The 23,983-nt window shown below is 70.4% G+C and carries 22 protein-coding genes and 1 tRNA gene; 14 read left to right on the plus strand and 9 right to left on the minus strand.

Features of this window, described 5'->3' with window-relative positions:
• Positions 1–178: 178 nt before the first annotated feature.
• On the plus strand, positions 179–844 hold the full coding sequence (locus GHC57_RS10895; protein WP_153344086.1) for a hypothetical protein: 666 nt from the start codon (positions 179–181) through the stop codon (positions 842–844).
• Between the two features lie 45 nt (positions 845–889).
• Here GHC57_RS10895 and GHC57_RS10900 read toward each other — a convergent pair whose 3' ends face one another.
• Positions 890–1,369, minus strand: a complete 480-nt coding sequence (locus GHC57_RS10900; protein ID WP_153344088.1) for a tRNA (cytidine(34)-2'-O)-methyltransferase — start codon at positions 1,367–1,369, stop codon at positions 890–892.
• 323 nt (positions 1,370–1,692) lie between these two features.
• Here GHC57_RS10900 and petA point away from each other — a divergent pair, with 323 nt between their 5' ends.
• From petA to GHC57_RS10915, 3 genes are read left to right on the plus strand one after another with little or no spacing between them, the layout of a single operon-like run.
• Positions 1,693–2,253: a ubiquinol-cytochrome c reductase iron-sulfur subunit gene (gene petA / locus GHC57_RS10905; RefSeq protein WP_153344090.1), complete on the plus strand. Its 561-nt coding sequence runs from the start codon at positions 1,693–1,695 to the stop codon at positions 2,251–2,253.
• 4 nt (positions 2,254–2,257) lie between these two features.
• A complete protein-coding gene (locus GHC57_RS10910) occupies positions 2,258–3,499 on the plus strand; it encodes a cytochrome b (protein ID WP_153344092.1) in 1,242 nt (413 codons plus the stop codon).
• Positions 3,496–4,305 carry a cytochrome c1 gene (locus tag GHC57_RS10915; protein WP_153344093.1) on the plus strand — a complete coding sequence of 270 codons (810 nt, stop codon included), beginning with the start codon at positions 3,496–3,498 and terminating at the stop codon, positions 4,303–4,305. The genes GHC57_RS10910 and GHC57_RS10915 overlap by 4 nt, the downstream gene beginning before the upstream one ends.
• A gap of 729 nt (positions 4,306–5,034) precedes the next feature.
• Here GHC57_RS10915 and GHC57_RS10920 read toward each other — a convergent pair.
• Positions 5,035–6,429 (minus strand): aminotransferase-like domain-containing protein, encoded by a 1,395-nt coding sequence (locus GHC57_RS10920; RefSeq protein WP_153344094.1) that lies wholly within the window; start codon positions 6,427–6,429, stop codon positions 5,035–5,037.
• A gap of 86 nt (positions 6,430–6,515) precedes the next feature.
• Between GHC57_RS10920 and GHC57_RS10925 the strand changes: the two genes are divergently transcribed.
• Entirely contained in the window at positions 6,516–7,490 is a 975-nt protein-coding gene (locus tag GHC57_RS10925; RefSeq protein WP_153344095.1) for a DMT family transporter, read from the plus strand.
• Positions 7,484–7,711: a DUF1127 domain-containing protein gene (locus GHC57_RS10930; protein ID WP_153344096.1), complete on the plus strand. Its 228-nt coding sequence runs from the start codon at positions 7,484–7,486 to the stop codon at positions 7,709–7,711. Before GHC57_RS10925 ends, GHC57_RS10930 begins: the two co-directional genes overlap by 7 nt.
• A gap of 23 nt (positions 7,712–7,734) precedes the next feature.
• On the opposite strand, the gene glk is transcribed toward GHC57_RS10930, so the two are convergent.
• The 5 genes from glk to GHC57_RS10955 all read right to left on the minus strand — a co-directional run bounded on the left by glk (position 7,735) and on the right by GHC57_RS10955 (position 14,542).
• Complete coding sequence (gene glk, locus GHC57_RS10935; RefSeq protein ID WP_153344098.1) at positions 7,735–8,739, minus strand: glucokinase; 1,005 nt, start codon at positions 8,737–8,739, stop codon at positions 7,735–7,737.
• A 22-nt stretch (positions 8,740–8,761) separates the two neighbouring features.
• Complete coding sequence (gene otsA / locus GHC57_RS10940) at positions 8,762–10,183, minus strand: alpha,alpha-trehalose-phosphate synthase (UDP-forming) (protein WP_153344101.1); 1,422 nt, start codon at positions 10,181–10,183, stop codon at positions 8,762–8,764.
• 152 nt (positions 10,184–10,335) lie between these two features.
• On the minus strand, positions 10,336–12,783 hold the full coding sequence (locus GHC57_RS10945; protein WP_153344103.1) for a glycoside hydrolase family 65 protein: 2,448 nt from the start codon (positions 12,781–12,783) through the stop codon (positions 10,336–10,338).
• Between the two features lie 186 nt (positions 12,784–12,969).
• Complete coding sequence (otsB, locus tag GHC57_RS10950; protein WP_211369174.1) at positions 12,970–13,794, minus strand: trehalose-phosphatase; 825 nt, start codon at positions 13,792–13,794, stop codon at positions 12,970–12,972.
• Complete coding sequence (locus GHC57_RS10955) at positions 13,784–14,542, minus strand: HAD family hydrolase (RefSeq protein WP_153344107.1); 759 nt, start codon at positions 14,540–14,542, stop codon at positions 13,784–13,786. Before GHC57_RS10955 ends, otsB begins: the two co-directional genes overlap by 11 nt.
• A gap of 432 nt (positions 14,543–14,974) precedes the next feature.
• On the opposite strand from GHC57_RS10955, the gene GHC57_RS10960 reads away from it, so the two are divergent.
• Entirely contained in the window at positions 14,975–15,418 is a 444-nt protein-coding gene (locus GHC57_RS10960) for a hypothetical protein (protein ID WP_153344109.1), read from the plus strand.
• A gap of 12 nt (positions 15,419–15,430) precedes the next feature.
• On the opposite strand, the gene GHC57_RS10965 is transcribed toward GHC57_RS10960, so the two are convergent.
• Positions 15,431–16,276 carry a 23S rRNA (adenine(2030)-N(6))-methyltransferase RlmJ gene (locus GHC57_RS10965; protein WP_153344111.1) on the minus strand — a complete coding sequence of 282 codons (846 nt, stop codon included), beginning with the start codon at positions 16,274–16,276 and terminating at the stop codon, positions 15,431–15,433.
• Positions 16,277–16,295: 19 nt separating this feature from the next.
• Positions 16,296–18,062, minus strand: a complete 1,767-nt coding sequence (locus GHC57_RS10970) for a PHA/PHB synthase family protein (RefSeq protein WP_153344113.1) — start codon at positions 18,060–18,062, stop codon at positions 16,296–16,298.
• Between the two features lie 205 nt (positions 18,063–18,267).
• Here GHC57_RS10970 and GHC57_RS10975 point away from each other — a divergent pair.
• The 7 genes from GHC57_RS10975 (at position 18,268) to GHC57_RS11000 (ending at position 23,698) form a co-directional block, all read left to right on the plus strand.
• Positions 18,268–18,342 (plus strand) — tRNA-Thr (locus GHC57_RS10975).
• A gap of 195 nt (positions 18,343–18,537) precedes the next feature.
• Positions 18,538–19,623: a cobalamin biosynthesis protein CobW gene (gene cobW / locus GHC57_RS10980; RefSeq protein WP_153344115.1), complete on the plus strand. Its 1,086-nt coding sequence runs from the start codon at positions 18,538–18,540 to the stop codon at positions 19,621–19,623.
• Between the two features lie 94 nt (positions 19,624–19,717).
• Entirely contained in the window at positions 19,718–20,407 is a 690-nt protein-coding gene (locus tag GHC57_RS20255; RefSeq protein WP_211369175.1) for a tripartite tricarboxylate transporter substrate-binding protein, read from the plus strand.
• Positions 20,314–20,739, plus strand: a complete 426-nt coding sequence (locus GHC57_RS20260; protein WP_211369176.1) for a tripartite tricarboxylate transporter substrate-binding protein — start codon at positions 20,314–20,316, stop codon at positions 20,737–20,739. The genes GHC57_RS20255 and GHC57_RS20260 overlap by 94 nt, the downstream gene beginning before the upstream one ends.
• Entirely contained in the window at positions 20,736–21,203 is a 468-nt protein-coding gene (locus GHC57_RS10990; protein WP_153344117.1) for a tripartite tricarboxylate transporter TctB family protein, read from the plus strand. Before GHC57_RS20260 ends, GHC57_RS10990 begins: the two co-directional genes overlap by 4 nt.
• A 162-nt stretch (positions 21,204–21,365) precedes the next feature.
• A complete protein-coding gene (locus tag GHC57_RS10995; protein ID WP_153344118.1) occupies positions 21,366–22,862 on the plus strand; it encodes a tripartite tricarboxylate transporter permease in 1,497 nt (498 codons plus the stop codon).
• 89 nt (positions 22,863–22,951) lie between these two features.
• Positions 22,952–23,698, plus strand: coding sequence for a GntR family transcriptional regulator (locus GHC57_RS11000; RefSeq protein ID WP_153344120.1), 747 nt, complete (start codon positions 22,952–22,954; stop codon positions 23,696–23,698).
• Positions 23,699–23,983 lie beyond the last annotated feature (285 nt).

Genomic DNA, 23,983 nt, shown 5'->3' on the forward strand with positions numbered 1-23,983 from the left:
CGGCGGGTGAGTGTGACTCACCCGCCGAGCCGCACCGGCCCGCTCCCCCACCCGGCCACCCCCCATCCTTTTCCTTGGGGATACTGTCGTGGGTGGCCGGGTGGGGGAGCGGGCCGGCCACGGGCTTCAACGGGCATCCTCGGATGCCGTTGGTCTGACAGAAGAGGAGACCGCGATCATGCGTGCCCTGACTCCCTTGCCCCCGAAGGCCCTGCTGCCCGTCCTGGTTCTCATAGTGGGACTCGGTCTGGCGATGCCGGTGTGGGCCGACTCCGACCCGGAGTCCGGCGCCGACGACGCCCCCGGCGCGGCCTACTGCGCCGCCGTGGCGCGCGACTGCGGCGCGTCCTGCGCCGACTCCACCGAGCCGGGCAGCGCGGCCGCCGCCGCCTGTCAGGCCCGCTGCGCCATCGAGCGGGCGGCCTGCGACACCCGCGACAGCCTGTCCGGTGTCGAGCCCTGGCTGTCCGAGAAGGCGGACCGGATGGACCGCTTCATGGACGGCTTCCGGAGCCCGGACGACGAGGACGGCTCGGACGGGGGATCGGACGGGGGCGCCATGGCCGAGGCGTCCTGCGCGGCGCGCCACGACTCCTGCGAGATGCGCTGCGAGATCCGCCATGATGACGACGCCTACGGCCGCGCCGGCTGCGAGAGCAAGTGCGCCATCGACCGCGCCACCTGCGAGGCGGGCGCCGGCGTGGAGACCGCGCGGCCCTTCATCGAGCGCGAGGCCGAGCGGCTTCAGGACTTCTTCGGCGGTTTCCTGGAGGACGACGAGGCCGCGCCGCCGCCGCCGCCCGCGTGGGGCGAACCGAACCCGGACGGCACGATGGATCTTTGAGTCCGGGGGATTTGTGAGTCCGGGCGCCGGTCCGTCCCGGCCGGGTCAGCGCCGATCGGGGTCGGGGACCGCCGGCCAGCCGTCCGTCTGGCGCAGCGCCTCGCCCGCCACCATCGCCGCCGCCGTGACCACGTTCAGCGAGCGCGCCCCCGCGGCCATGGGGATGCCCACCCGCAGGTCGGCCGCCGCGTGGATGTCGTCCGGCACGCCGGCGCTCTCCCGTCCCAGCAGCAGGATATCATCCGGTCGGTAGGCCGCCGCCGTATAGGAGACAGTCGCCCGCGTGGTCAGAAGGACCACCCGGCGCCCGGCCACGCCGGGGGCCGCGCGAAAGGCCGCCCAATCCGGGTGGCGCCGGGGCGGCGTCACGGCGAGGTAATCCATGCCCACGCGTCGTAAACGTCGGTCGTCCCACAGGAATCCGCAGGGCTCGACCACCTCCACCGCCAGTCCGAGGCCCGTCGCCAGACGGATCGCGGCCGCCGCATTCTGTGGAATGTCGGGTTGGAAAAGGGCCAGTCGCATAAAAAAAGCCTGGATAGCGAGAGGGTTATGGGAATAGGCCGACGTTTTTTATCCTTTTCATGGCTATGGATTTGGATTATACACCCCGAAAACCGCCGCTGCCCATGGGCCGCGTCCTCCCGCTTGGCGGGGGCCGACGTGGGGCAGACATGGCGGACCCTAATCCGTTCCCAGGTCGTTGCTGCCTGGCTCTCGTTCTGGTCGGGCCAGCACGAACGGATCATCACGACTGAGTTTGTCTGGCGCACGCCAATCCGGAGGGGGAGGGAGCGTGGATCGTCCCCTTTTGCGCTTTACAAACGTATTGAAGAGGTTGCTTCACCATGTCTCAAGCGGTTAATCCGGGCGGGAACGCTGACGGCGACAGCCGTCGCGATTTCCTGCTGTACGCCACGGCTACCGTGGGTGCGGTGGGAACTGCGCTGGCGGTCTGGCCCTTTATCGATTCCATGAACCCGGCCAAGGACGTCATGGCCTTGGCCAGCGTCGAGGTGGACCTGTCGCCGGTGGAGGTCGGTCAGGCCATCACCGTGGTCTGGCGCGGCAAGCCGGTGTTCGTGCGCCATCGCACGGAGAAGGACATCGAGCAGGCGCGGGCCGTCGACCCCGCGACGCTGCCCGACCCCGCCACCGACGACGAGCGGGCGATCCACAAGCCGGAATGGCTCGTGATGATCGGCATCTGCACGCATCTGGGCTGTGTCCCCAAGGGTCAGAAGCCCAGCGATCCCAAGGGGGACTACAACGGCTGGTTCTGCGTCTGCCACGGGTCGCATTACGACACCGCCGGCCGCATCCGGAAGGGTCCGGCGCCGCTGAACCTGCCTGTCCCGGAATACGCCTTCCTGGATGACACCACCATCCAGATCGGTCAGGAGGCATAGGTTCATGAGCAGCACACCGAGTCCCGTCTGGAGCAACCGGACCATCAAGTGGGTGGACCGCCGGCTGCCGATCTTCTCCATGATGCACAAGGAGTTGATCGTCTACCCGACCCCCCGCAACCTGAACTACTGGTGGAACTTCGGGTCCCTCGCCGGCATCGCGCTGGTGATCCTGATCCTGACCGGGATCTTCCTGGCCATGTTCTACACCCCGCACGAGGACATGGCGTTCGCCTCCATCGAGCGCATCATGCGCGAGGTGAACTTCGGCTGGCTGATCCGGTTCATTCACATGAACGCCGTCAGCCTGTTCTTCCTGGTCGTCTACATCCACATTTTCCGCGGCATGTACTACGGCTCGTACAAGGCGCCGCGCGAACTGCTGTGGGGCATCGGCGTCCTGATCTATCTGGTCATGGTCGGCACGGCCTTCCTGGGCTACGTGCTGCCGTGGGGCCAGATGAGCTTCTGGGCCGCGACGGTGATTACCAGCCTCGTGACCGCCATTCCGGTGGTCGGCAACGATCTGGCGATCTGGCTGTGGGGCGGTTTCTCGGTCGATAACGACACGCTGAAGCGCTTCTTCGCCCTGCACTACCTGCTGCCGTTCGTGATCTTCGCGCTGGTCTTCCTGCACCTGTGGGCGCTGCACACGACCAAGTCGAACAACCCGACGGGCGTGGAAGTGAAGAAGCCGGCCGACACCCTGCCGTTCCACCCGTACTACACGATGAAGGACGCCTTTGGTCTGGGCGTTGCCCTGATCGTCCTGTGCTTCTTCGTGTTCTTCTATCCGAACTACTTCAACCACGCGATCAACTATGTGCAGGCCGACCCGATGGTCACGCCCGAGCACATCGTGCCCGAGTGGTACTTCCTGCCGTTCTACGCCATCCTGCGGGCCGTGCCCGACAAGCTGGGCGGCGTGGTGCTGATGTTCCTGGCGATTGCGATCTGGTTCATCCTGCCGCTTCTGGACACGTCCAAGACCCGCAGCGGCCGGTTCCGTCCGATCTTCAAGTGGTTCTTCTGGCTGCTGGTCGCCGACTTCGTCCTGCTGACCTACCTGGGCGCCATGCCGGCCGAAGGCATCTACGTCACCCTCGGCATGTGGGCCACCGGGTACTACTTCTTCCACTTCGTGGTCATCCTGCCCCTGCTGGGCTGGTTCGAGAAACCGTTGCCCGTGCCCGAGAGCATCAGTGCGGCCGTGACCGCCGGTCATGAGAAGGAGGCCGCAGCATGAGTACCCTGACCCGTATCGCGACGGCGGCCGCGGTGGCCGCCGGCCTCACCCTTGGTCTGGGCGCCGTCGGCGCCCAGGCGGCGGGCGGTGGCGAGGGCCCCGGCCTGAAGCGTCCGTACTGGAGCTTCGAGGGCGTCTTCGGCGGCTATGACGAACAGCAGCTTCGCCGCGGCTGGGAGGTCTACGCCCAGGTCTGCAAGTCCTGTCACGTGCTGGACTACATGCACTATCGGAATCTGGAGCAGATCGGCTTCACCGAGGACGAGGTGAAGGAGATCGCCGCCAGCTTCGAGGTCGAGGACGGTCCGGACGAGTGGGGCGAGATGTTCATGCGTCCCGCCACCCCGATGGACGAGTTCGCCAAGCCGTACGAGAACGACGCCATCGCCAAGCTGGCCAACGGCGGTGTGGTGCCGCCGAACCTGTCGGTGATGGCCCGGGCCCGTGACGGCGGCGCGGACTACATCTACAGCCTGATGCTCGGCTACCGCGACGAGGTGCCGGAGTGGGTTCTGGAACACGATCCCAACTTCGAACTGCCGGCCGGCAAGTCGTTCAATGCGTACTTCCCGGGCTATGCCATCTCGATGCCGCAGCAGTTGTTCGAGGGTATTCTGGAGTACCCTGACGGCACGGAGCCGAGCGCCGAGCAGATGGCGCATGACGTGACGGCCTTCCTGCAGTGGGCCGCCGAGCCCGAGCTGGAAGACCGCAAGGCGCTGGGCCGCTACGTGCTGGTCTTCCTGCTGGTGCTGACGGCGCTGCTGTACGCCTACAAGCGCGAGATCTGGAAGGACGCGCACTGATCGGCTGATCGGACGCAACCTCACCGGACGCCGATCCGGACCTTGGGCCGCCCATCTTGAGTGGGCGGCCCTTTTTCTTGGTTCATCGCGGAATTCCGGGGCGCGGACGGTTCACGGCGGCGAGGGGGCCATGCTGCGCGGTCCAGGTCCCTCCTCTCCGGCGTTGCGGGTCACACCTGAACCCCCGCCCGACCTCCCCCATGACTGGGGGTGGAGTCTCGGTCCACCAGGGGCCGGCCGGACACGCTCCCCATGGAACCATCACGTTCACACGTTTTCGAACGAGAGCGGCCGTCTTCGGCAAGAGGATGGACCACCAAGACACCAAGACACCAAGACACCAAGACACCAGGACACAAAGGGGTCGCCGCCTTGACCAGGGCTCCGAACCCGGATGACCGTTCTGTGCCACTGATGGGGTCGAACCCACCCCCCTTAATAGAGATTGTCATCCTGAGCGCCCGAAGGGCGCGAAGGATCTCGTGATGGGGCACGAACCATGACACCCCCTGTCATCTGGATTCGGAGCCCTGGCGCCTTGACGGACCCGCAGGTCCCCTCCCGCACGATGATGGAGGGCGCGCCCCATGATCATTGCGCCGCGCTCCTGGGGGTCTTCGTGTCTTGGTGGTGAATGATCCGGCGCGGCCGGATCATCCAGCGCTCGCCCTGAAAACATGTGATTCCCATAGCCCGGTCCATGGATCGGGAGTCCGGCCGCCGCCCCGCCTACAGCACCAGCGGGCCGCCGCCGGGCGGGCCGTCGAGGATCTGGCGGACGATGGTCAGGCCCCGCGTCAGACGGGCCTCGTCCGGCTCGTGGCTGAGGCACAGCCGCACCGCCTCCGGGGCCTGGGCGGGATCGACCGCGAAGGCCGCCGCCTCGGTGACGCCCACGCCCCGGCTGGCCGCCGCCGCCCGCAGCGCATCCGCCGTCCAGCCCTCCGGCAGCGGCAGCCAGAGATGCAGCCCGCAGGGGTGGGCGCGCGCGTCCAGCCCCGCGAACACCTGCGCGGCCCGCGCCTGCCGATGGCGCGCGACGGCCCGTTGCGCCTCGGTCAGGCGATCCGCCGTGCCGTCGGCGATCCAGCGGCCGGCGATCTCCGCCGTCAGCGGCGGCGGCATCCAGCACGACAGGGCCACCGCCCCGCGCAGGGCGGCCGCCAGCGTGGCCGGGGCGCGGGCGACTCCCACCCGCAGGCCGGGCGCGAGCGCCTTCGAGGTGCTGGAGAGATACACCACCCGGTCCGGGGCCAGCCGGGCCAGCGGCGGCGGCGCGTCGGGCACCAGCGGGCCGAACACATCGTCCTCGATCAGGACCAGGTCGTGGCGGGCGGCGACCGCGAGCAGGGCGCGGCGGCGCGACTCCGGCAGGATGGCGGCGGTCGGTGTCTGCAGGGTGGGCGTCAGGTACAGCAGGCGGGGCGCGCACCCGGCGCAGAGCGCCTCCAGAGCCTCCGGACACGGCCCGTCCGCGTCCAGCGGCACGCCGCGCACGGTCAGGCCCAGACGCGCCGCCATGGCCTTGAGGGGGGCGTAGGTCAGGGCCTCGGTCAGGATCAGGTCGCCGGGCCGGGTGAGCGCCAGCAGGCTGGCCATCAACGCGTGCTGGGCGCCCACGGTGACTGTGACTTCGTCCGCGGTGGCGGGCACGCCGACGCGCGCCAGCCACGCCAGGGCCACGGCGGCGGCGCGGTCCGGATCGGCCGCGTCCTGATAGTCCAGCAGGGCGTCCAGATCCGCGCCCCGGCCGAGCGCCCCCAAGGTCCGGGCCAATTGCGCGCCCGCCGCGCCGCGATTGGGCAGATTGCGCGACAGATCAATCGGACCCGCCATCGTGCGGCGCAGATCGGCGTCCGTGTCCGACGCGTCCGATGCCCCGGGGGCGCGCACGAAGGTGCCGCGCCCCACCTCGCCCCGCACCAAAGCCCGCGCCACCGCCTCGGCATAGGCGCGGCTGGTGGTGTTGGGCGACAGGCCGAGGGCGTAGGCCAGCGCGCGGTGCGGCGGCAGGCGCGTGCCCGGGGACAGCGCGCCCGACGCGATCTCCGCCGCCAGCGCATCCACAATGGCCAGGTAGGCCGGGCCTCGGTGGCCGGTCAGATCCGGCACCCACATTGCCATCAGATCAATGTTCTCCTTGAATCAGCGCAATAATGGGATCAATGGTCGGTGCATGCTCAATGCTATCACCGGCGGGAGGCCGTGTCATGACCGAGAAAACCGCGAACCCCTCACAGGCCGTTGGCCGGGACCCCGCCACCGGCGTCGGTCTGGCGCTGGTGTGCCTGGTCGTGCTGGGCGTCATGCCCGTGATCGCCGCCAGCCGTCCGGCCGACTTCGGGGCGCTGGGCTTCGCCGTGTTCCTGACGGTCTGGCAGGCGGTGGTGGCGCTGCCCCTGTTTCTGCGCGAACTGCGGGGACCGGACCGGGGCATTTTCGCGGCCGGGCTGGACCGGCGCGAGCGGCGCCGCCTGATCGGGGTCGGCCTGCTGACCGGGACCATGTTCGGGGCCTCGACCTATCTCTATGTGCTGGGCGTCGAGAAGGCGGGCGCGGTCAGCGCGGCCATCGCCATCCAGGCCTACCCGCTGTTCGCCATGCTGTGGGAGGCGCTGTTCCTGAAGCGCACCAAGACGCCGCTGGAACTGGCGCTGACGGGGGTGTTGATGGTCGGCCTGTATTATCTGGGCACGGGCGGCACGTGGCGGATCGGCGGTTTTTCGCCGTGGTTCCTGGTCGCGCTGGGCGTGCCGTTCCTGTGGAGCGTGGCGCACGTCATCATCAAGGAGGAACTGGGCCGCACCCCGATCACGCCGGTCCAGGTGACGTTTTTCCGGGTCACGGTCTCGACCGCCGTGCTGGTGGCCGTGGCCCTCGCCGTGGACCCCGGCGCGCTGGTCGCGGGTCTGTGTCGCTGGGACGTCCAGGCCTGGGCGCTGCTGATGGGGGCGGTCTATACCCTGGAGCTGATCGTCTGGTTCCACGCCGTGCGCTCCATCGATGTGTCGCTGGCCAGCTCGATCACCACGCCGTGGCCGGCGGTCACCATGGTCCTGGCCGTGGTCGTGCTGGGCGAGTCCGTCGCGGCGCACGAGATCGTGGCGTTCCTGATCGTGGCCGCCAGCCTTTACGGTCTGATCGGCGCGGGTCTGCGCGCAGCCCGGAGGCGGGGGCGATGCTGAGCGTTCTGGGGCGCGCCCTGCTGGAGGCGGCCCGCGTGCCGGCGATGGACACGGCCGCGCCGGGACGGTCCCGGCAGCGGACCGGGTCGAAAGAACGACGCCCCCGAACCCACAAAGACCTGGCCGGCCTCAGCGACCGGCTCCTGGAGGACATCGGGGTGACCCGCAGGGACACCCGGCGCGACCGCCCGGTGTTCCGGCTTCATACCAGCGGCGAGTGAGCCGAACGCCTCCGCCGCTGGAATCACGCCCCCCGGGCGGTGGTCTCCGGCGGTGGGGTGCGCAGCAGCCGCACCAGCCCCAGAAAGGCCGGGTTGGGGTGGGTGACCACCCGGGTGGGCACGCCGGTCAGGTAGTCCCGGAAGCGGCCCTTGGCCTCGAACCGGGCGCGGAAGGGCGAGGCGCGGAACAGGTCCAGGGTGGCGGGGACGATCCCGCCCAGGATGTACACGCCGCCCAGGGCGCCCGACGTGAGCGCCAGATTGCCCGCCACGGTGCCGAGCATCGCATAGGCCATGTCCAGGGTGCGCCGGGCCAGGGGATCGGCGTCGCCCTCGGCCCCCGCGCTGATCCGGCGCGGATGGTCGTGGACGGGGGCCCGTCCCTCCAGGGCGCACAGCATCCGGTACAGGGTGACCAGGCCCGGCCCGCAGATGAACCGTTCGGCCGAGACGTGGTCCCAGGTCTTCCAGGCCTCGGCGATCACGCGGGCCTCGTCGGCGTCGGCGGCGGCCAGGGTCACGTGCCCCCCCTCGGTGGCCTGCGGCCGCCAGCCGCCCCGCCCGTCGGGCATGAGCAGCGCCACGCCCAGCCCCGTGCCCGGCCCCAATGCGGCAATCACGCGGTCGGGCCGCCCCGGGACGTCCGGGCCGACACCGATCCAGTCCGCCGGGGTCAGTTCCGGAATGGCCATGGCGTTGGCGACGAAGTCGTTGACGACCGTCAGGGTCTCCAGACCCAGCGCCGCGCGGGCCTGGGCGATGGAGAACGTCCAGGGATGGTTGGTCAGGCTGACGGTGTCCCCCGAAATCGGAGACGCCACGCACCACGCCGCCCGGTCCGGGCTGCCGCCGGCGGCGCCGGCATGGCGGCCGAGCACCGCGCGGGCGGCCTCCACCGGACCGGGGAAGTCCCGCGTGGCCAGCCGCTCGGACGCCAGCACCCGCCCCGCGTCGTCCACCAGGGCGAAGCGGGCGTTGGTGCCGCCGATGTCGGCGATCAGGCCGGGACGCGACGGGGGGAGGGTCATGGGGGCCGGGTCCGCCGTCGCCTCAGGCGCCGCCCGCCGAGGCGGCCCGCGCGCCCTTGACCGGCATCGGCGTCGGCACGGAGCGCAGCACCTTCAGGAAGCGTTCGCGCCAGGCCTCAAGCGAGTTCTCGCGCACCTTCTCCATCATGCTCTGCCAGCGCTCGCGGCGCTCTTCCAACGACATGACCAAGCCCTTGTTGAGCGCGGCGGCGACGCCGTCATGGTCGTAGGGGTTGACCAGCAGGGCGGCGTCGAGCTCCCGCGCCGCGCCCGCGAACCGCGACAGCACCAGCACGCCCGGATAGTTCGGGTCCTGGCTGGCCACGTACTCCTTGGCGACCAGGTTCATGCCGTCGCGCAGCGGCGTGACCACGCCGACCCGCGACAGGCGGAAGAAGCCGGCCAGGGTCTCGCGCTGGAAGTTCTTGGTCAGGTAGTGCAGCGGCATCCAGTCGAAGTCGCCGTACCGGCCGTTGATGTAGCCGGCCAGCCCCTCCAACTGATCGCGGATGGCCTTGTACTCCGGCACCTCGGAGCGCGACAGCGGCGCGATCTGCATCATGGACACCTGGCCCCGGTGCGCCGGGTACTGTTCCATGAACCGCTCGAACGAGCGGAAGCGCTCCGGGATGCCCTTGGAGTAATCCAGGCGGTCCACGCCGATCATCAGGTTGCGGTTGTTCAGGGTGCGTTCCAGGCGCCGGGCCGCGCCCTGCTCGACCGCCGCTTCGGCCGCCGCCTCCATCTGGCCGCGCTCGATGCCGATGGGGAAGACCTCGGTATGCACCAGCCGGCCGAAGGCGCGCACCGTCTGGTCGTCCAGCATTTCGCCCTTGGCCTCGTGGATCACATAGTCCCGGAAGGCGCGCAGGTCGTTCTCGGTCTGGAACCCCACCACGTCATAGGCGCACAGGGATTCCACCAGCAGGGCATGACTGGGCAGGGCCAGCAGCACCTCCATGGCGGGGAAGGGCGTGTGCAGGAAGAAGCCCATGGCCTGCCCGACGCCGCGCGCCCTCAGTTCGCGCCCCATCGGGATCAGGTGATAGTCGTGGACCCAGACCTGATCGTCGTCCTCGATCAGGGGGCGCAGCTTGTCGGCGAACAGACTGTTGACGCGCAGATAGCCGGTGTAGTTCTGGTGGCTGAACTCGGCCAGATCGAGCCGATAGTGGAACAGTGGCCACAGGGTGCGGTTGGCGAAGCCGTTATAGTACTCGTTGTAGTCCTTGCGGCCCAGGTCCAGGGTCGCATAGGTCACCGGGCCGATCTCGGTCATGGTGGGCTGTTCGGCGGTGTGCGCGGCGGTCTTGCCGCTCCAGCCGAACCAGATGCCGCCGTTGGTCTGCAGCGCATCGCGCAGGGCCACCGCCAGACCGCCGGTCGTGGCGGACTGCGCATCCGGAACGGCCACCCGGTTGGACACGACCACGAGACGCGACATGGGTTCTTCTCCTCCGGGGCCGCGCGGCCCCTCTCGTCATGACGGACGGCGCACCGCGCCCGCGATGCGCCGCCTTTCGCGTTAATTCGATCTTAAGGCATTCAGCATCCGAACGCCACCCGTCCCCGCCGGGACCGCATCCGGGGGCCGGGTCAGTCCGCCGCCGGGGCGTGCTTTTCGGCCTCGCTGTGGCCCAGGTTGAAGGTCAGGGACTCGCCGGGCTGCAACTCGCGGGCCTGTCCGCGCACGTTCAGCGGCAGCGGCCTGGTCCAGCCCTTTTGCGCCGTGACGGTCATCTCGTCCTGGCCCAGCACCACCTGCAGCCAGCGGCCCTGATAGCGCAGCTTGAGCGTCACCGTGCCCATGCGGTCGGTGAACACCGGATCGAAGTGCAGGGTGCCGTCCCGCACGTCCAGGCCGGTGAAGCAGCGCTGCACCAGGTCCACCGTGCCCGCCATGGCGCCCAGGTGGATGCCTTCCGGCGTGGTGCCGCCCTGGATGTCGTCGATGTCGCTGTGCAGGGCCTGGGTAAACAACTGCCACGCCTTCTCCGGGTGGCTGCGGGCCATGACGGCGGCGTGCACCATGTACGACAGCGTCGAGCCGTGCGAGGTGCGGGCCAGATAGTAGTCGATGTTGTGCTGCCACTGCTCCTCGGTCAGGGGCTCGTAGCCCAGGCGCTGGAACTGCTGGGACAGTTCCTCGCGCGAGAACAGGTAGAACAGCATCAGGACGTCGGCCTGCTTGGAGAGCTTGTAGCGGTCGGCGCTGTCCCCTTCGGCTTCAAGAATCCGGTCCAGGCGCTGGATGTCGCCGTACTTCTGCCGGTAGCCGTCCCAGTCGAACTCCATGAGGTTCTCGTAGCCCTCGAACTGGCTGATGATGCCGCCGTCGTGGAAGCAGACGGTCATCTTGCGGCTCATTTCGTCCCACAGCGTCAACTCGCGCTCGTCCAGCGCCAGCTTGTCCAGCAGTTCGTCGCGGTGGGTGGCGTCCAGGGTCGCCAGGGCGCGCAGGGCGACGCCGCACAACCAGGATACCATGATGTTGGTGTAGGCGTTGTTGTGCAGGCCCGGTTCGTCGCTGTCCGGATAGGCCTCGTGGTACTCGTCCGGACCCATGACCCGGTGGATCTCATAGCGGCCCGTGTGGGTGTTCAGGTGCGCCAGAGAGGCGAAGAACCGCGTGATCTCCAGGATCAGTTCGGCCCCGCGCAGCTCCAGGAAGTGATCGGCGCCGCTGATCTCGTAGTGGCGCCAGACGTTGTAGGCGATGGCCAGCGAGACGTGACGCTGGATCGAGCTGTTGTCCGGCACCCAGCGGCCCGAGCGCGGGTTGAGGTGGACCTTCTGGCTTTCCTCGCGGCCGTCGCTGCCCGACTGCCAGGGGAACATGGCGCCCTTCTTGCCGTCCTCGAAGGCGGCGCGGCGCGCCTCGGGCAGCCGGAGATGACGGTAGCGCAGGCACGAGCGCGAGATCTGCGGCAGGCGGAAGTTCAGGAACGGCAGGATGAACAGTTCGTCCCAGAACACGTGACCGCGGTAGGCCTCGCCGTGCCAGCCGCGGGCCGGCACGCCCACGTCCAGGTCGATGGTGTTGGGCGACAGCGTCTGCAGCAGGTGGAAGATGTGCACCCGCAGGATCATCTGCGTGTTGCGTCCGTCGTCCAGTTCGATGTCGCAGCGGTCCCACAGGATGCGCCAGACGCGTTCGTGATCGTGGGCGAGGCGGTTGAACGACGGCGCGTGGGTCACGGCGTTGCGGGCGGCCACGCCCGGTTCGGAAATGGCCGTGTCGCGGGAGGTGAACAGGCTGGCCAGCTTCTCGACCACCAGGGTCTCGCCGTGCTCCACCTGCGCCTTGACGAGCTGGCGGACGTAGCCTTCCTCGCTGTCGGCGCTGACCTTGGCCTCGAAGGCGTGGGGGTTGGAGACCACGCGGGTGCGCGCCGCCTGGGCCACACGCAGACGGGACTGCTTGGTCTCCGTCAGGATCTGGGCCATGTGCTCGCCGGTGTCCGGGTTCTGGAACGTCTCGGCGGCGACCGGGTTGAGGTGCGAGCTGTTGAGATCGCGGTAGCGCTTCACACCCGCGTTGATGACCCGGCCGTCCAGTCCGGACTGGATCTCGACCGCGCCGGACCAGTTGTGCGCGGTCAGCATCATCTGGATGCCGGCCAGATGCATGTCGGCCATGCTGGCCAGCCGCTGGGTCTTCAGGGTGCTCTCGCGGTCCTGCTTGTCCCGGAAGCGGACCTCCACTTCCAGCAGGCCTTCCTTCATCTTCAGTTCCTGGCGGAACGACAGGATGGTCATGGCCTGGATGTTGAACCAGTCCCCCCCGTCGATGCGGAAGGTCATGGCCGACCAGTTGGGCAGGTTGACCAGATCCTCGTTCTCGATGGTGCGGCCGGCGACCTCGGTCTGGGCGCGGTTGTAGCCGCCGGCCAGATAGGTCGCGGGATAGTGGGTCTCGTCGGCCATCACCCAACTGAAGGCGCCCCGGGTGACGAAATACCCGTTGCCGGTGGCGCACAGGGCCTCGCGGAGGCCCTGGTTCTTGGGGTCGAACTCTTCGTAGACCAGGGACCATTTGGACATGGCGGTCGGTCCTTTCTTCACGTCTGGCGCGGGGATCCCCGCAAAGGACGGCGGCGCGGCGAGGTCTGTCAGGGCGCGGGCGTCGCGTCGGCGGGGCCGGAAACTCGGGCGGTCGTGTGCGCGCAGGGGGTCAGCGGTCGGAAGGCGGATGGCGGCGCGCCGGCCGCCGGAACGCCGCGCGATCCCTCACGGCGTCAGGCGGCGCAGCAGGTCCAGCACCTGATCCGGGTCATCCACCCGGAAGTCGGCGGCGGAAACGCGGCCCTGGTCGCTGTCGCTGGCCGGGGCGGTCAGGACGCCGATGCCGTTCATGCCCTGCAGAGCCTTGAAGGCATCCTCGTCGGTCACGTCGTCGCCGAAGAACATGGGGGCGTGTCCGGGATCGTCCAGCCCCAAAGTGCCCAGAAGGGTGGCGACCGCCTTGCCCTTGTCCCAGTCGATGGCCGGCTGGATCTCGAACACCTTCTTGCCGGGCTTTTCCTTCAGGCCCGACACGGCGCCCATCAGCCGGTCCAGGACGCTGCGGAACACCGGGTATTCCTCGTCGGACACCAGCCGGTAGTGGGCGGCGACCGAAAACTTCTTGCGTTCCACCAGCGCCCCGGGGATGGGGTCCAGGCCGACCTTGAGCCGGGATTCGACCTCGTCCATCAGGGCCGTGTAGTCGCCCACGCCCTCCAGCGCCAGCACGCCGTCGGTCGGGGTGCGGATGTCGAATCCGTGGCTGCCGGCGAAGGTCAGCGTGTCGATGCCGACCAGCGTTTCCACGTCCGGCCGGTCGCGGCCGCTGACCACGGCGACGGGGCGCTTGCGGGCCAGGGTGTCCACGACGGCGCGCCCCTCGGCGGACAGAATGGCGTCCTCGGGCCGGCTGACGATGGGCGTCAGCGTGCCGTCGTAGTCCAGGAAGATCGCCGGTTCGCGTCCGTTGAGAGCCGCCTCCAGGGTGTCGAAGGCCTCCAGGGCGTGCGGCAGGTCGCGCACGGGGCGCAGGCGAGGTTCAGTCGTCACCAAGAAAATCTCCCAAATCCTTGACCACCACATGGGCGCCGTTGTCACGCAGGTCGTCGGTGCCGGCGCCGCGATCGATCCCGATCACCAGGCCGAAGCCGCCGTCCCGGCCGGCCTGGACGCCGGAGATGGCGTCCTCGACCATGATGCAGGCGGCCGGTGCGATCCCGACCAGACGAGCGCCCTCGATGAAGGTGTCGGGGGCGGGTTTGCCGGGCAGCCCCTTTTCGGTGGCATAGATGCCGTCCACCTGGGCCTCGAACAGATCGGACAGGCCGGCGCTGGCCAGCACCGGCCCGCAGTTCTTCGACGACGAGACCACCACCGCCCGCAGGCCCTCGGCGCGCAGGCGGCGGATCAGCTCCACCGCGCCGTCGAAGCGGGTGGCGCCGTCACGCTCGATGATCGCGTTGAATTCCAGGTTCTTCCGGTTGCCCAGACCGCAGACGGTCTGCTCATCCGGACCGTCGTCCGGGGTGCCCTCGGGCAGCGTGATGCCGCGCGAGGCCAGGAAGGTCCGCACGCCGTCGTACCGCGGCCGGCCGTCCACGTGCTGGAGGTAGTCCTGCTCGGTGAAGGGCACGAAGGGGGTGCCCTCCCGCGCGGCGCGCGCCCTCAGCACCCCGTCGAACAGCGACTTCCAGGCGGCGGCGTGCACGGCGGCCGTGTCGGTCACGACGCCGTCCAGGTCACAGATGATCGCCTTGAAGCCCTTGCCGTCCCAGGGCCGCGCGGTGGGGTGGGTCATCACGCCCCTTTCCTGCTGGATCGGGGGCGCGTTGCCCGTCCTGACGGGCCGCGCCCCATGAGGACACCGTACAGTGAACACACCGTACATTACGGCCGCGCGTGACCCCGTGTCCGGTCCGCGCGGTCGTGTGCGGGGGGATCGGCCGCGACCGGGCCGACCCACGAAGATATGCCATCATAGCGGCAATGATGGCGCAAGGTCACCCCCTCACGGCTCGAAAAGCCGTGACGGGTCTGTGTCATGCGGGCCGGTGCGCGCGCGCCGGGGCCCCCTTTCGGACCATTCCGCCCTTGCATTCATGGGGCGCGGGGCGCACCTTAGGGGGAGTTTTCGGGGTCCGTTCGAGGGGACCTCATCCGGATGAACGACACGCCGGCCCGCTGATGGAGCCCCTGGCCCTCAGACACCTGCCCGCGCAGTGGGAGGCCCATGGCCATGTTTCCCTTCTTTCCTTTCGGGCCGGTCCCGCCGGTTCCGTTCCTGTTTCCCTTCGCGGCGATGGCCGGTCTGTTTCCGCGCCCGGCGCCCGACGATGGGGAGGCCGGGGAACGGTCCACGCCGTTCGGCGGCATGGCCCCGTCCATGATGGGGCTCGCCATGATGCCGGCCATGGCGCCGTTCGCCCTGAGCGGCCGCCTCGCGCAGGTGGTCGAGGACGCCGGACAGGTCGCCGCCCAGGTGCGGGACTCCCTGGCCCGCGACGAGGGGCCGGTCCATGTGATGGTGGGTGATCCCGACGGACCGCTGGGGCTGGCCATCGGCCTGACCTTCATGACCCGGGGCCAGACACCGGCGCTGCCCGGCGCCGGCGAGGCGGAGGCGGCCCCGCGCCTCGGCCCGATGGTGGACGTCACGCCCGCCGGCGCGGGCTGAGCCCGGCCGGTTTCAGTCCTCTCCGCGCAGCCAGTCCACCTGCCAGCGACCGGCGCCGGGCTCGACCTCCAGCCGCGCGGCCAGCCAGGGCAGGGCGTCGCGCAGGGTCTCGTCCAGACGCCAGGGCGGGTTGACCAGGATCAGGCCGCAGCCGGCCATCCCGGCGAGCCGTGTCGTGGGTCGCACCGTCAGGTCGACCGCGAGCACGCGCGGGATGCCGCTGTCCTCCAGCATCTGGTGCAGCATGGCCACCGCGCCCGGGTCCTTGATCGGGTACCACAGCAGGAACACCCCGGTGGCGAAGCGCCGGTGGGCGCGCGTCAGGGCGGCGGCCATGGCCTGATATTCCGCCCGGTCCTCGAACGGCGGGTCCATCAGGATCAGCCCGCGCCGCTCGGGCGGCGGCAGCAGGGCGGTCAGGGCCGCATAGCCGTCGCCGTCCCGCACCGTCACGCCGGGGGCGCGCCCCAGCAGGTCGTCGAGCGCGGCATGCTCCTCGGGATGGCGCTCCACCGCCACCAGCCGGTCGCCCGGCCGCAGCAGGCGCGCCGCCAGCAGCGGCGAGCCCGGATACATGGTCGGCCCGAACTCCCCCTGCACCGCGCCCACCTGATCCAGATAGGCCCGCACCGCGTCCGGCGCGCCCGGCGCGCCCAGCAGGCGGCCCAGCCCGCCGCGCCATTCGCCGGTGCGGCTGGACGCCGGTCCGGCCAGATCATAGGCTCCGGCGCCGGCGTGGGTGTCGATCACGGCGAAGGGCTTGGCCTTGGCGCGCAGGTGCGCCAGCACCTGGATCAGCACCATGTGCTTGAGGACATCGCCCACGTTGGCGACGTGGAAGGCGTGGCGGTAGTTCATGCCGAAGGACCGTCCCCGCCTATCGCATCATCACATAGGCCCCGGGGGCGTCCTCGATCACCGACAACGCGCCGTCGCCGGGCGTGCGGGCGGGCACGCGCGCGTCCGTGTTGTGCGCCGCCAGCCAGTCGGCCCACAGCGGCCACCACGAGCCCTCGGTGTACGTCGCCTCCGAAAGCCAGGCCTCCGGCGTATCCGGATGGTCCGCGCGGGTCCAGTAGCCGTACTTGGGCGGGTCGGCCGGCGGATTGATGGCCCCGGCGATATGTCCGGAGCCGCCCAGCACGAACAGCACCTCGCCGCTCAGCAGGCCGGTGGTGGGATAGACCGAGCGCCAGGGCGCGATGTGGTCTTCCTTGGTCGCCAGCACGAAAAACGGCGTCTCGATGCGGTGCAGGTCGATGGGTGTGCCGTTCAGCGACAGATAGCCCGGCTGGCGCAGGCCGTTCTCGATGTAGATCTTCTCCAGGTACCAGGTCAGCATGGCCGCCGGCAGCCGCGTCGAGTCGCTGTTCCAGAACAGCAGGTCGAAGGCCGGCGGTTTCCTGCCCATCAGGTAGTTCATCACATGGAACGACCACACCAGATCGTTCTCGCGGATCATCGAGAACATGTCCTGCAGGTGGTGGTTCTCCAGATAGCCGGTCTCCTTCATGTGCTCGCGCAGCACCTTGACCCGGTCGTTGTCGATGAACACGCCGATCTCGCCCACGTCGGTGAAGTCCACCATGGTCGCCAGCGTGGTCGCCGTGCCGATGCGGTCGGCCTCGCCGCGCGCCGCCAGATAGGCCAGCGTGGCCGTCACCAGAATGCCGCCGATGCAGAAGCCCAGGATGTTGGTGGTCCGCGCCCCCGTGGCCTGCTCGATGGCCTCCAGCGCGGCCAGCGGGCCGTCGGTCATGTAGGCGTCGAAGCCCTTGTCCGCGTGCTCCGAGCCCGGGTTGACCCAGCTGATGACGAACACCGTGTGGCCGTGGTCCAGGGCGTAGCGCACCAGGCTGTTCTTCGCCCGCATGTCGAAGATGTAGTACTTGTTGATCCACGGCGGCACGAACAGCAGCGGCCGGGCGTGCTGGGTTTCCGTCCGGGGCTGGTACTGGATCAACTGCATCATGGTGTTCTGGAACACCACCTTGCCCGGCGTGGTCGCCAGATCGCGCCCAACCACGAAGGCCGTCGGGTCGTTGGTGGCGATGTCCAGGCGGCCGTCGCCCCGGTCCAGGTCGTCCAGCAGGTTCTCCAGGCCGTCCAGCAGGCTTTCCCCGCCGGTCTCCAGGAAGCGCGCGCGGGCCGCCGGGTTCAGGGCGAGCATGTTGCTGGGCGACAGGGCGCTGAGGATCTGGCGGGTATAGAAATGCACCCGCAGTTGTTCCTTCGTGCCCTTGGGCAGGGTCTCCAGCATGGCCTGGGTGGCGTCCTCCAGCGCCAGATGAGCATCGCGCAGGGCCCGGCTGAACGGATCGGCGGTCCAGCCCGGATCCCGGAAGCGGCGGTCGCGGGCGGCCGGGTCTTTCTCGGGCGGGGGCGCGGTCCAGGCCGTCCACCACGCCTGCGACACCTTCAGCCAGGCGTTCTGCTGGAACGCCACCAGATCGGCCGGGCGCTGCGCCAGGTCGGCCCACGCCTTCATGAAGGCCGTGTTGACCGACTTCAGATCGACAATGGAGAACTCGCCGCCCGTCGCCTTGGCCGCCGCCCGCTCCTGGGCGCGCGCGAACAGCCGCTGGGCGCGCTGCACCAGAGCGCCGTAGCGGGCCCACTGGTCGGTCGAGATCTCCTGCGTCATGCCGTTGGTCCGCCTTCCCCCTGAATGGTCCCCGGGCGCGCGCCCGGGGACCGTTGCATACCCAAGCCGATCCCAAAGGGCCAGGAAAAAGGGCCCGGAAAATGGGCCGGGGAAAAAGGGGTTGCCAACCGCCCGGCCAGGGTCTAGGAATGCGTCCGCGCCGCCCCGGCACCCTTTGGGCCGACGGGGCGGGTTTGCTTGATGGGCCGCCGTAGCTCAGGGGTAGAGCACACCCTTGGTAAGGGTGGGGTCGGGTGTTCAATTCACCCCGGCGGCACCATTTTTTCCCCGGACTCCCATACGCCTGACGCCGCCAGCGCGGTCGAGGATTCGACCCGCGCCGATGGCGCGTGGGCCGGCGTCCGCGCCGTCATGAACGCCCCCCGCTTGCGCCCCCCGCCTTGCGCCCCCCCTGCGGCCGTGCCTACATGCGCTCCACCCGTCCCCCGGTTCCGCGCCTGAAGGAGGTCGCCGCATGGCTCTGTCCCGCCCCATCCCCGTCACCGTCGTCACCGGCTTCCTGGGCGCCGGCAAGACCACGCTGATCCGCCACCTGATGGCCCATGCCGGTGGGCGGCGCATCGCGCTGGTCATCAACGAGTTCGGCGACCGGGGCATGGACCGCGAGATCCTGACCGCCTGCGGGATCGAGGGCTGCGGCGACGACGACATCGTGGAGCTGGCCAACGGCTGCCTGTGCTGCACGGTGGCGGACGAGTTCCTGCCCACCATGGAAGCCCTGATCCACCGCGCCGAACCGCCGGACCACATCGTGATCGAGACCTCGGGCCTCGCCCTGCCCAAGCCGCTGGTCAAGGCGTTCACCTGGCCCGAGATCCGCTCGCGCGTCACCGTGGACGGCGTGGTCGCGGTGATCGACGGCCCGGCGGTCGCGGCCGGTCTGTTCGCGGATGATCCGGCGGCGGTGCAGGCGCTGCGGGCCGCCGACGCGGCGCTGGACCATGACAACCCGCTGGAAGAGGTGTTCACCGACCAACTGCTGTGCGCGGACATGGTGATCGTCAACAAGGCCGACCTGATGGACGCCCCCGCCGCCGAGGCCGCGCGCGAGACGGTGCGCGCCGGGGCCCGGGCCGGCGTGCCGATCGTGCCCGCGCACCACGGCGCGGTCGATCCGGCGGTGCTGCTGGGGATGGGCATGGCGGTGGAATCGGACCTGGACGGCCGCCCGACCCATCACGACGGCCCCGACGGCCACGACCACGACGACTTCGAGAGCGTTGCCCTGCCCATGCCGCCCGTGGGCGGCGGCCATGCGGGACCGGATGCCCTGGCCGAGGCGCTGGCGCCGGTCGTGACCGCCCATCGGGCGCTGCGGGTCAAGGGCACGCTCGCGGTGCCCGGCCGGCCCATGCGGCTGCTGGTGCAGGGGGTGGGGCCCCGGGTGCAGGCCCGCTACGACCGGCCGTGGCGCGCCGACGAGCCCCGCGACGGCCATCTTGTGGTGATCGGTCTGAAGGGCCTGGATGCGGCCGGCCTCGCCCGCGATCTGGCGGCGGCCGTGGCCGGCCCGTCGGAGGCCGTGCGCGAAGCGGGTTAGCGGCCTTCGCCCTGGCCCTGGTGCGCCTCCTCTTGTGGGCCGGACCGTCCTGCGGTACCCGTAGGATCGGACGCGGAATGGGGAGGGTCGCGCCATGGATACACGCAACCGAGGGAGACACGCCCGCGGCCTGAGTCGGCGCGGGGTCGCGATGCTGCTGGCGCTGGGGCTGGCGGGGCTGCCGCTCGCCGGGGCGATGGCCGGGGCCGAGACGCCGTGGCGCCCGGACGGGCCGGTGACCCTGATCGTGCCGTGGAGCGCGGGCGGCGGCACCGACGCCACGGCGCGCCTGATCGCCCGGCGGCTGACGTCCGACCTGGGCGTGCCCGTGCCGGTGGTCAACCGCACCGGCGGATCCGGGGTGATCGGACACGCGGCCATCGCGGACGCCGCGCCGGACGGCCGCACGATCGGCATCGCCACGCTGGAGATCGGCACCATGCACGCCATGGGTCTGACCGATCTGGACCACACCGCCTACACCCCCATCGGACTGTACAACGCCGACCCGGCGGCCCTGTTCGTGCGCGCGGACTCGGCGCACGGCACGGCGGCGGACCTGCTGGACGCCCTGGATGCCGCGCCGGACCGGGCCCTGAAGGCCTCGGGTTCGACCCAGGGGGGCGTGTACCATCTGGCGCTCGCCGGCATGCTGCGGGCGGCGGGGCTGCCGGTCGCGCGGGTCGCCTGGTGCCGTCCGAGGGCGCCGCGCCCGGCCTTCAGGAACTGGCCGCCGGCGGCGTGGACATCGCCGTGGCCTCGCTGCCCGAGGCGGCGGCGCTGATGGACGCGGGCCTGGTCCGCCCGCTGGCCGTGTTCGCCGAGACTCGGCAGGCGGGTGCGCCCGCCGTGCCGACCTTCGCCGAGGCCACGGGGCACGCCTTCACCCTGGGCACGTGGCGCGGGGTGGTCGCGCCGAAGGGCCTGCCCGCCGCCGTCGCGGACTCGCTGACGCGGGCGGTCGAGGCCGCCGTGCGCCATCCCGACACGCTGTCCTTCCTGCGCGCCCGGGGCTATGACGCGCGCTGGGTGCCGGGGGCGGACTTCGCCGCCTTCATGCGGGAGTCGGACGCCACCCTGGCCGAGAGCCTGCGCGCGGTCGGACTGGCCCGATGACGCTGCCCGACAGCCTGCTCGGCCTGCTGGTCGCCGCGCTGGGCGGCGGGGTGCTGGTCACGGCGCTGGGCTGGCCCGCCCTGCCCGGCCAGCCCATCGGCCCCGGGACGGCGCCGGGCGTGCTCGGTGTCCTGCTGATGGGCGGGGGCGCGCTGCTCGCGGTCTCGGGCATACGTTCCGGCGATCGGCCCCGGGTCCGGGTCCACCCCGGGTGGCGTCGGCCGGAGCGGCTGGCGGCCGGCCTGCTCGCCACGGGTGGGGTGCTGGGGCTGGCGGCGGCGTTCGAGACCGTGGGCTTTCCCCTGGGGGTCGGCGTCCTGGCGGTGGCGCTGCTGTGGCTGTCGGGGATGCGTCATCCGGGATGGTCGGCCCTGGCCCTGATGGGGGTGCTCGGCCTGCACCTGCTGATGACTCGCCTGCTGTCCGTTCCGCTGCCGGCGGGACCGTTGCGGGGTGTGATGTGACTCCGTGCGGCAAGAGGGGGGACCGTTTCGGCGCCCGACCGGCGCGACGGCGCCGGCGGGCCGAAGGCCCGGAGCCGCGCGCACCGAAGGGGCGCTGCGGCGATCAAGACAAACAAAAGGTCCCGCTGCCGGCGGGACCGTTGCGGGGTGTGGTGTGACTCCATGATCCCGCTGGAGACGCTGACGGGCGCGTTGGCGCTGGTGCTGACCGCCGATGTGCTGCTGGTGATCCTGGCCAGCGCGGCCTATGGCCTCGTGCTGGGGGCGGTGCCGGGCCTGTCGGCCACCATGGCCACGGCCCTGCTGGTGCCGCTGACCGTGTTCATGGCGCCGGTGCCGGCCATGGCCGCCATCGTGACCACGGCGGCGATGGCCATTTTCGCATCCGACATTCCCGCCGCCCTGCTGCGCATTCCCGGCACGCCCGCGTCGGCGGCCTATGTGGACGACCTGTCGGCGCTGGCCCGGCGGGGGCGCGTGGGCCGGGCGCTGGGGCTGTCTTTGACCGCCTCGGCGCTCGGCGGCGTTCTGGGGGCCTTGGCGCTCATGCTGGCCGCGCCCCGCCTCGCGCTGGTGTCGCTGCAATTCACCTCGTTCGAGTATCTGTGGCTTGCCCTGCTGGGTGTGTCGGCGGCCGTGCTGCTGGGCCGGGGCTCGGTGCTGAAGAGCCTGATCGCGCTGGGACTCGGGCTGCTGCTGGCCTGTGTCGGCCTGGACACCACGGCCGGACTGCCGCGCTTCACCTTCGGCGAGCCCGCGCTGCTGGGCGGGATTCCCCTGGTGCCGGCGCTGATCGGCCTGTTCGCCGTGCCCGAGCTGATCCGCACCCTGGTCCACCGGCCGGCGGTGCCGCCCGTCGCGCCCGTCCTGCACCCCGCCCGCCTGTTTCGGGGCCTGCCGGGCGTGCTGTGGCGGCGCAAGGCCAGCCTGCTGCGCAGCGGGGTCCTGGGCACCGGCGTGGGCATCCTGCCCGGGGCCGGGGCCGACATCGCAGCCTGGATCGCCTACGCCGTCTCAAAGCGCGCGGCGCGCCGGCCCGAGTCCTACGGCGCGGGCAGCGAAGAGGGCGTGGCCGACGCCTGCGCGGCCAACAACGCCGCCCTGTGCGGCGCGCATGTGCCCGCCATGGTGTTCGGCATTCCAGGCGACAGCATCACGGCCATCGTCATCGGCGTGCTGACGCTGAAGGGGCTCAACCCGGGGCCGACCGTGTTCCTGACCCAGCCCGAGACCATGACCGCCATCTTCCTGGTGTTCGTGCTGGCCAACCTGCTGATCGTGCCCCTGGGTCTTGTGGCGATCGCCCTGTCGGCCCAGGTGCTGCGGGCGCCCCGGCTGGCGCTCGCGCCGCTGATCCTGGCCGCCTGCGTGGCCGGGTCCTATGCCATCGACGCCTCGGCGTTCGGCATCGCGGTCATGGTTGCGCTGGGCGGGCTGGCCTATGTGATGGAGGAGACCGGATTTCCCGTCGCCCCCGCCGTGCTCGGGCTGGTCATGGGGCCGGTGCTGGAGCGGGCCCTTGTGACCTCGCTCATCAAGGCGGACGGCGACCCGCTGGCCTTCGTGGACCGCCCCATCGCGGCGGGGCTGGCGGTGGTGGTGGCTCTGGCCTGGACAGCGCCCCTGCTGGCGCGGCGCCGTCGGCGGATGACTTTCTGAACTGGAGCCGAGGGGCCGGGCCGTGGCATTCTGTGGGGAGAGTCCTGGTCGCCGCATGGGCGGGCGGCGCCGCTTGGGGATGCACGGGCATGGCCGAACCGCATGACTCGTCTGACACGTCACCGGAGCGTCCGCCGGAGGCCGCCGGGTCCGCCGGTCGCGCGGACCGGCGGCGGCGCTCGCTGACCGATCAGGTGATCGCGCGCCTGCGCGCCGCCATCATCGACGGCGAGTTGAAGCTGGGCGAAAACATCTCGGAGGAGCGGCTGGCCACGGCCTACGGCATCAGCCGGACGCCGGTGCGCGACGCGCTGGCCGCGCTCCAGTTCCAGGGGCTGGTGACGGTCCGGCCGAAGCGCGGCAGCTACGTGTTCTCGCCCACGGCGAAGGACGTGGCCGACCTGTGCGACTATCGCAAGATGCTGGAGCGCGAAGCCCTTGTGCTGTCCATGGCCCACCGCCCGGACGACCTGTTGGACAGATTGGAGCGTCTGGTCGCGGACATGCGCTCGGCCCGGGCGGCGGATGACCATGCCGGCTACAATCGCGCCGACACCGCGTTCCACCGGGCCTTTTTCGCCACCTGCGACAACGGGCTGGTGTGCCAGGCTTACGATCTGGCGGAGGCGCGCATCGCCGCCGTGCGGACCTCGCTGATCTCGCCCTACCGGGACCGGATCGAGACCAGCTACACCGAGCACACCATGATGCTGCAAAGCCTGCGCAAAGGCGATGTGGATGCGGCCTGCGAAGTGCTGGGCGAGCACATCGACCGCACCCGCACCCTGATCCTGCTGGACCTGGACCGGACGCGGGTGCTGGATCCGTCGGGGTGAGGGGCGTGCGGCGGGACGATGACGATGACTCCTTAGACGGAGGCTCGCCTTGGCGACCTGTCGGGATGAGTCTTTGTTTTTGTCGCCGCAGCGCCCCTTTGGGGCGCGCGGCTCCGCCGCCCCGGCCGCCCAAGGGCGGCCATCTGTAGAACGGCGCCGCGATGCGGCGCCGAGGGCGCCGGCCCCCCAAATTGTTTTGGCTCAAATAGCGTTCGCTATGCATTCCCGGATTTGGTATCATGAAGGATACCGAACGCGGGAGGCGGGCATGGATCGGGACACGTT

This window comes from Roseospira navarrensis (genome assembly GCF_009601025.1).
GTDB classification, from domain to species: Bacteria; Pseudomonadota; Alphaproteobacteria; order Rhodospirillales; family Rhodospirillaceae; genus Rhodospira; species Rhodospira navarrensis.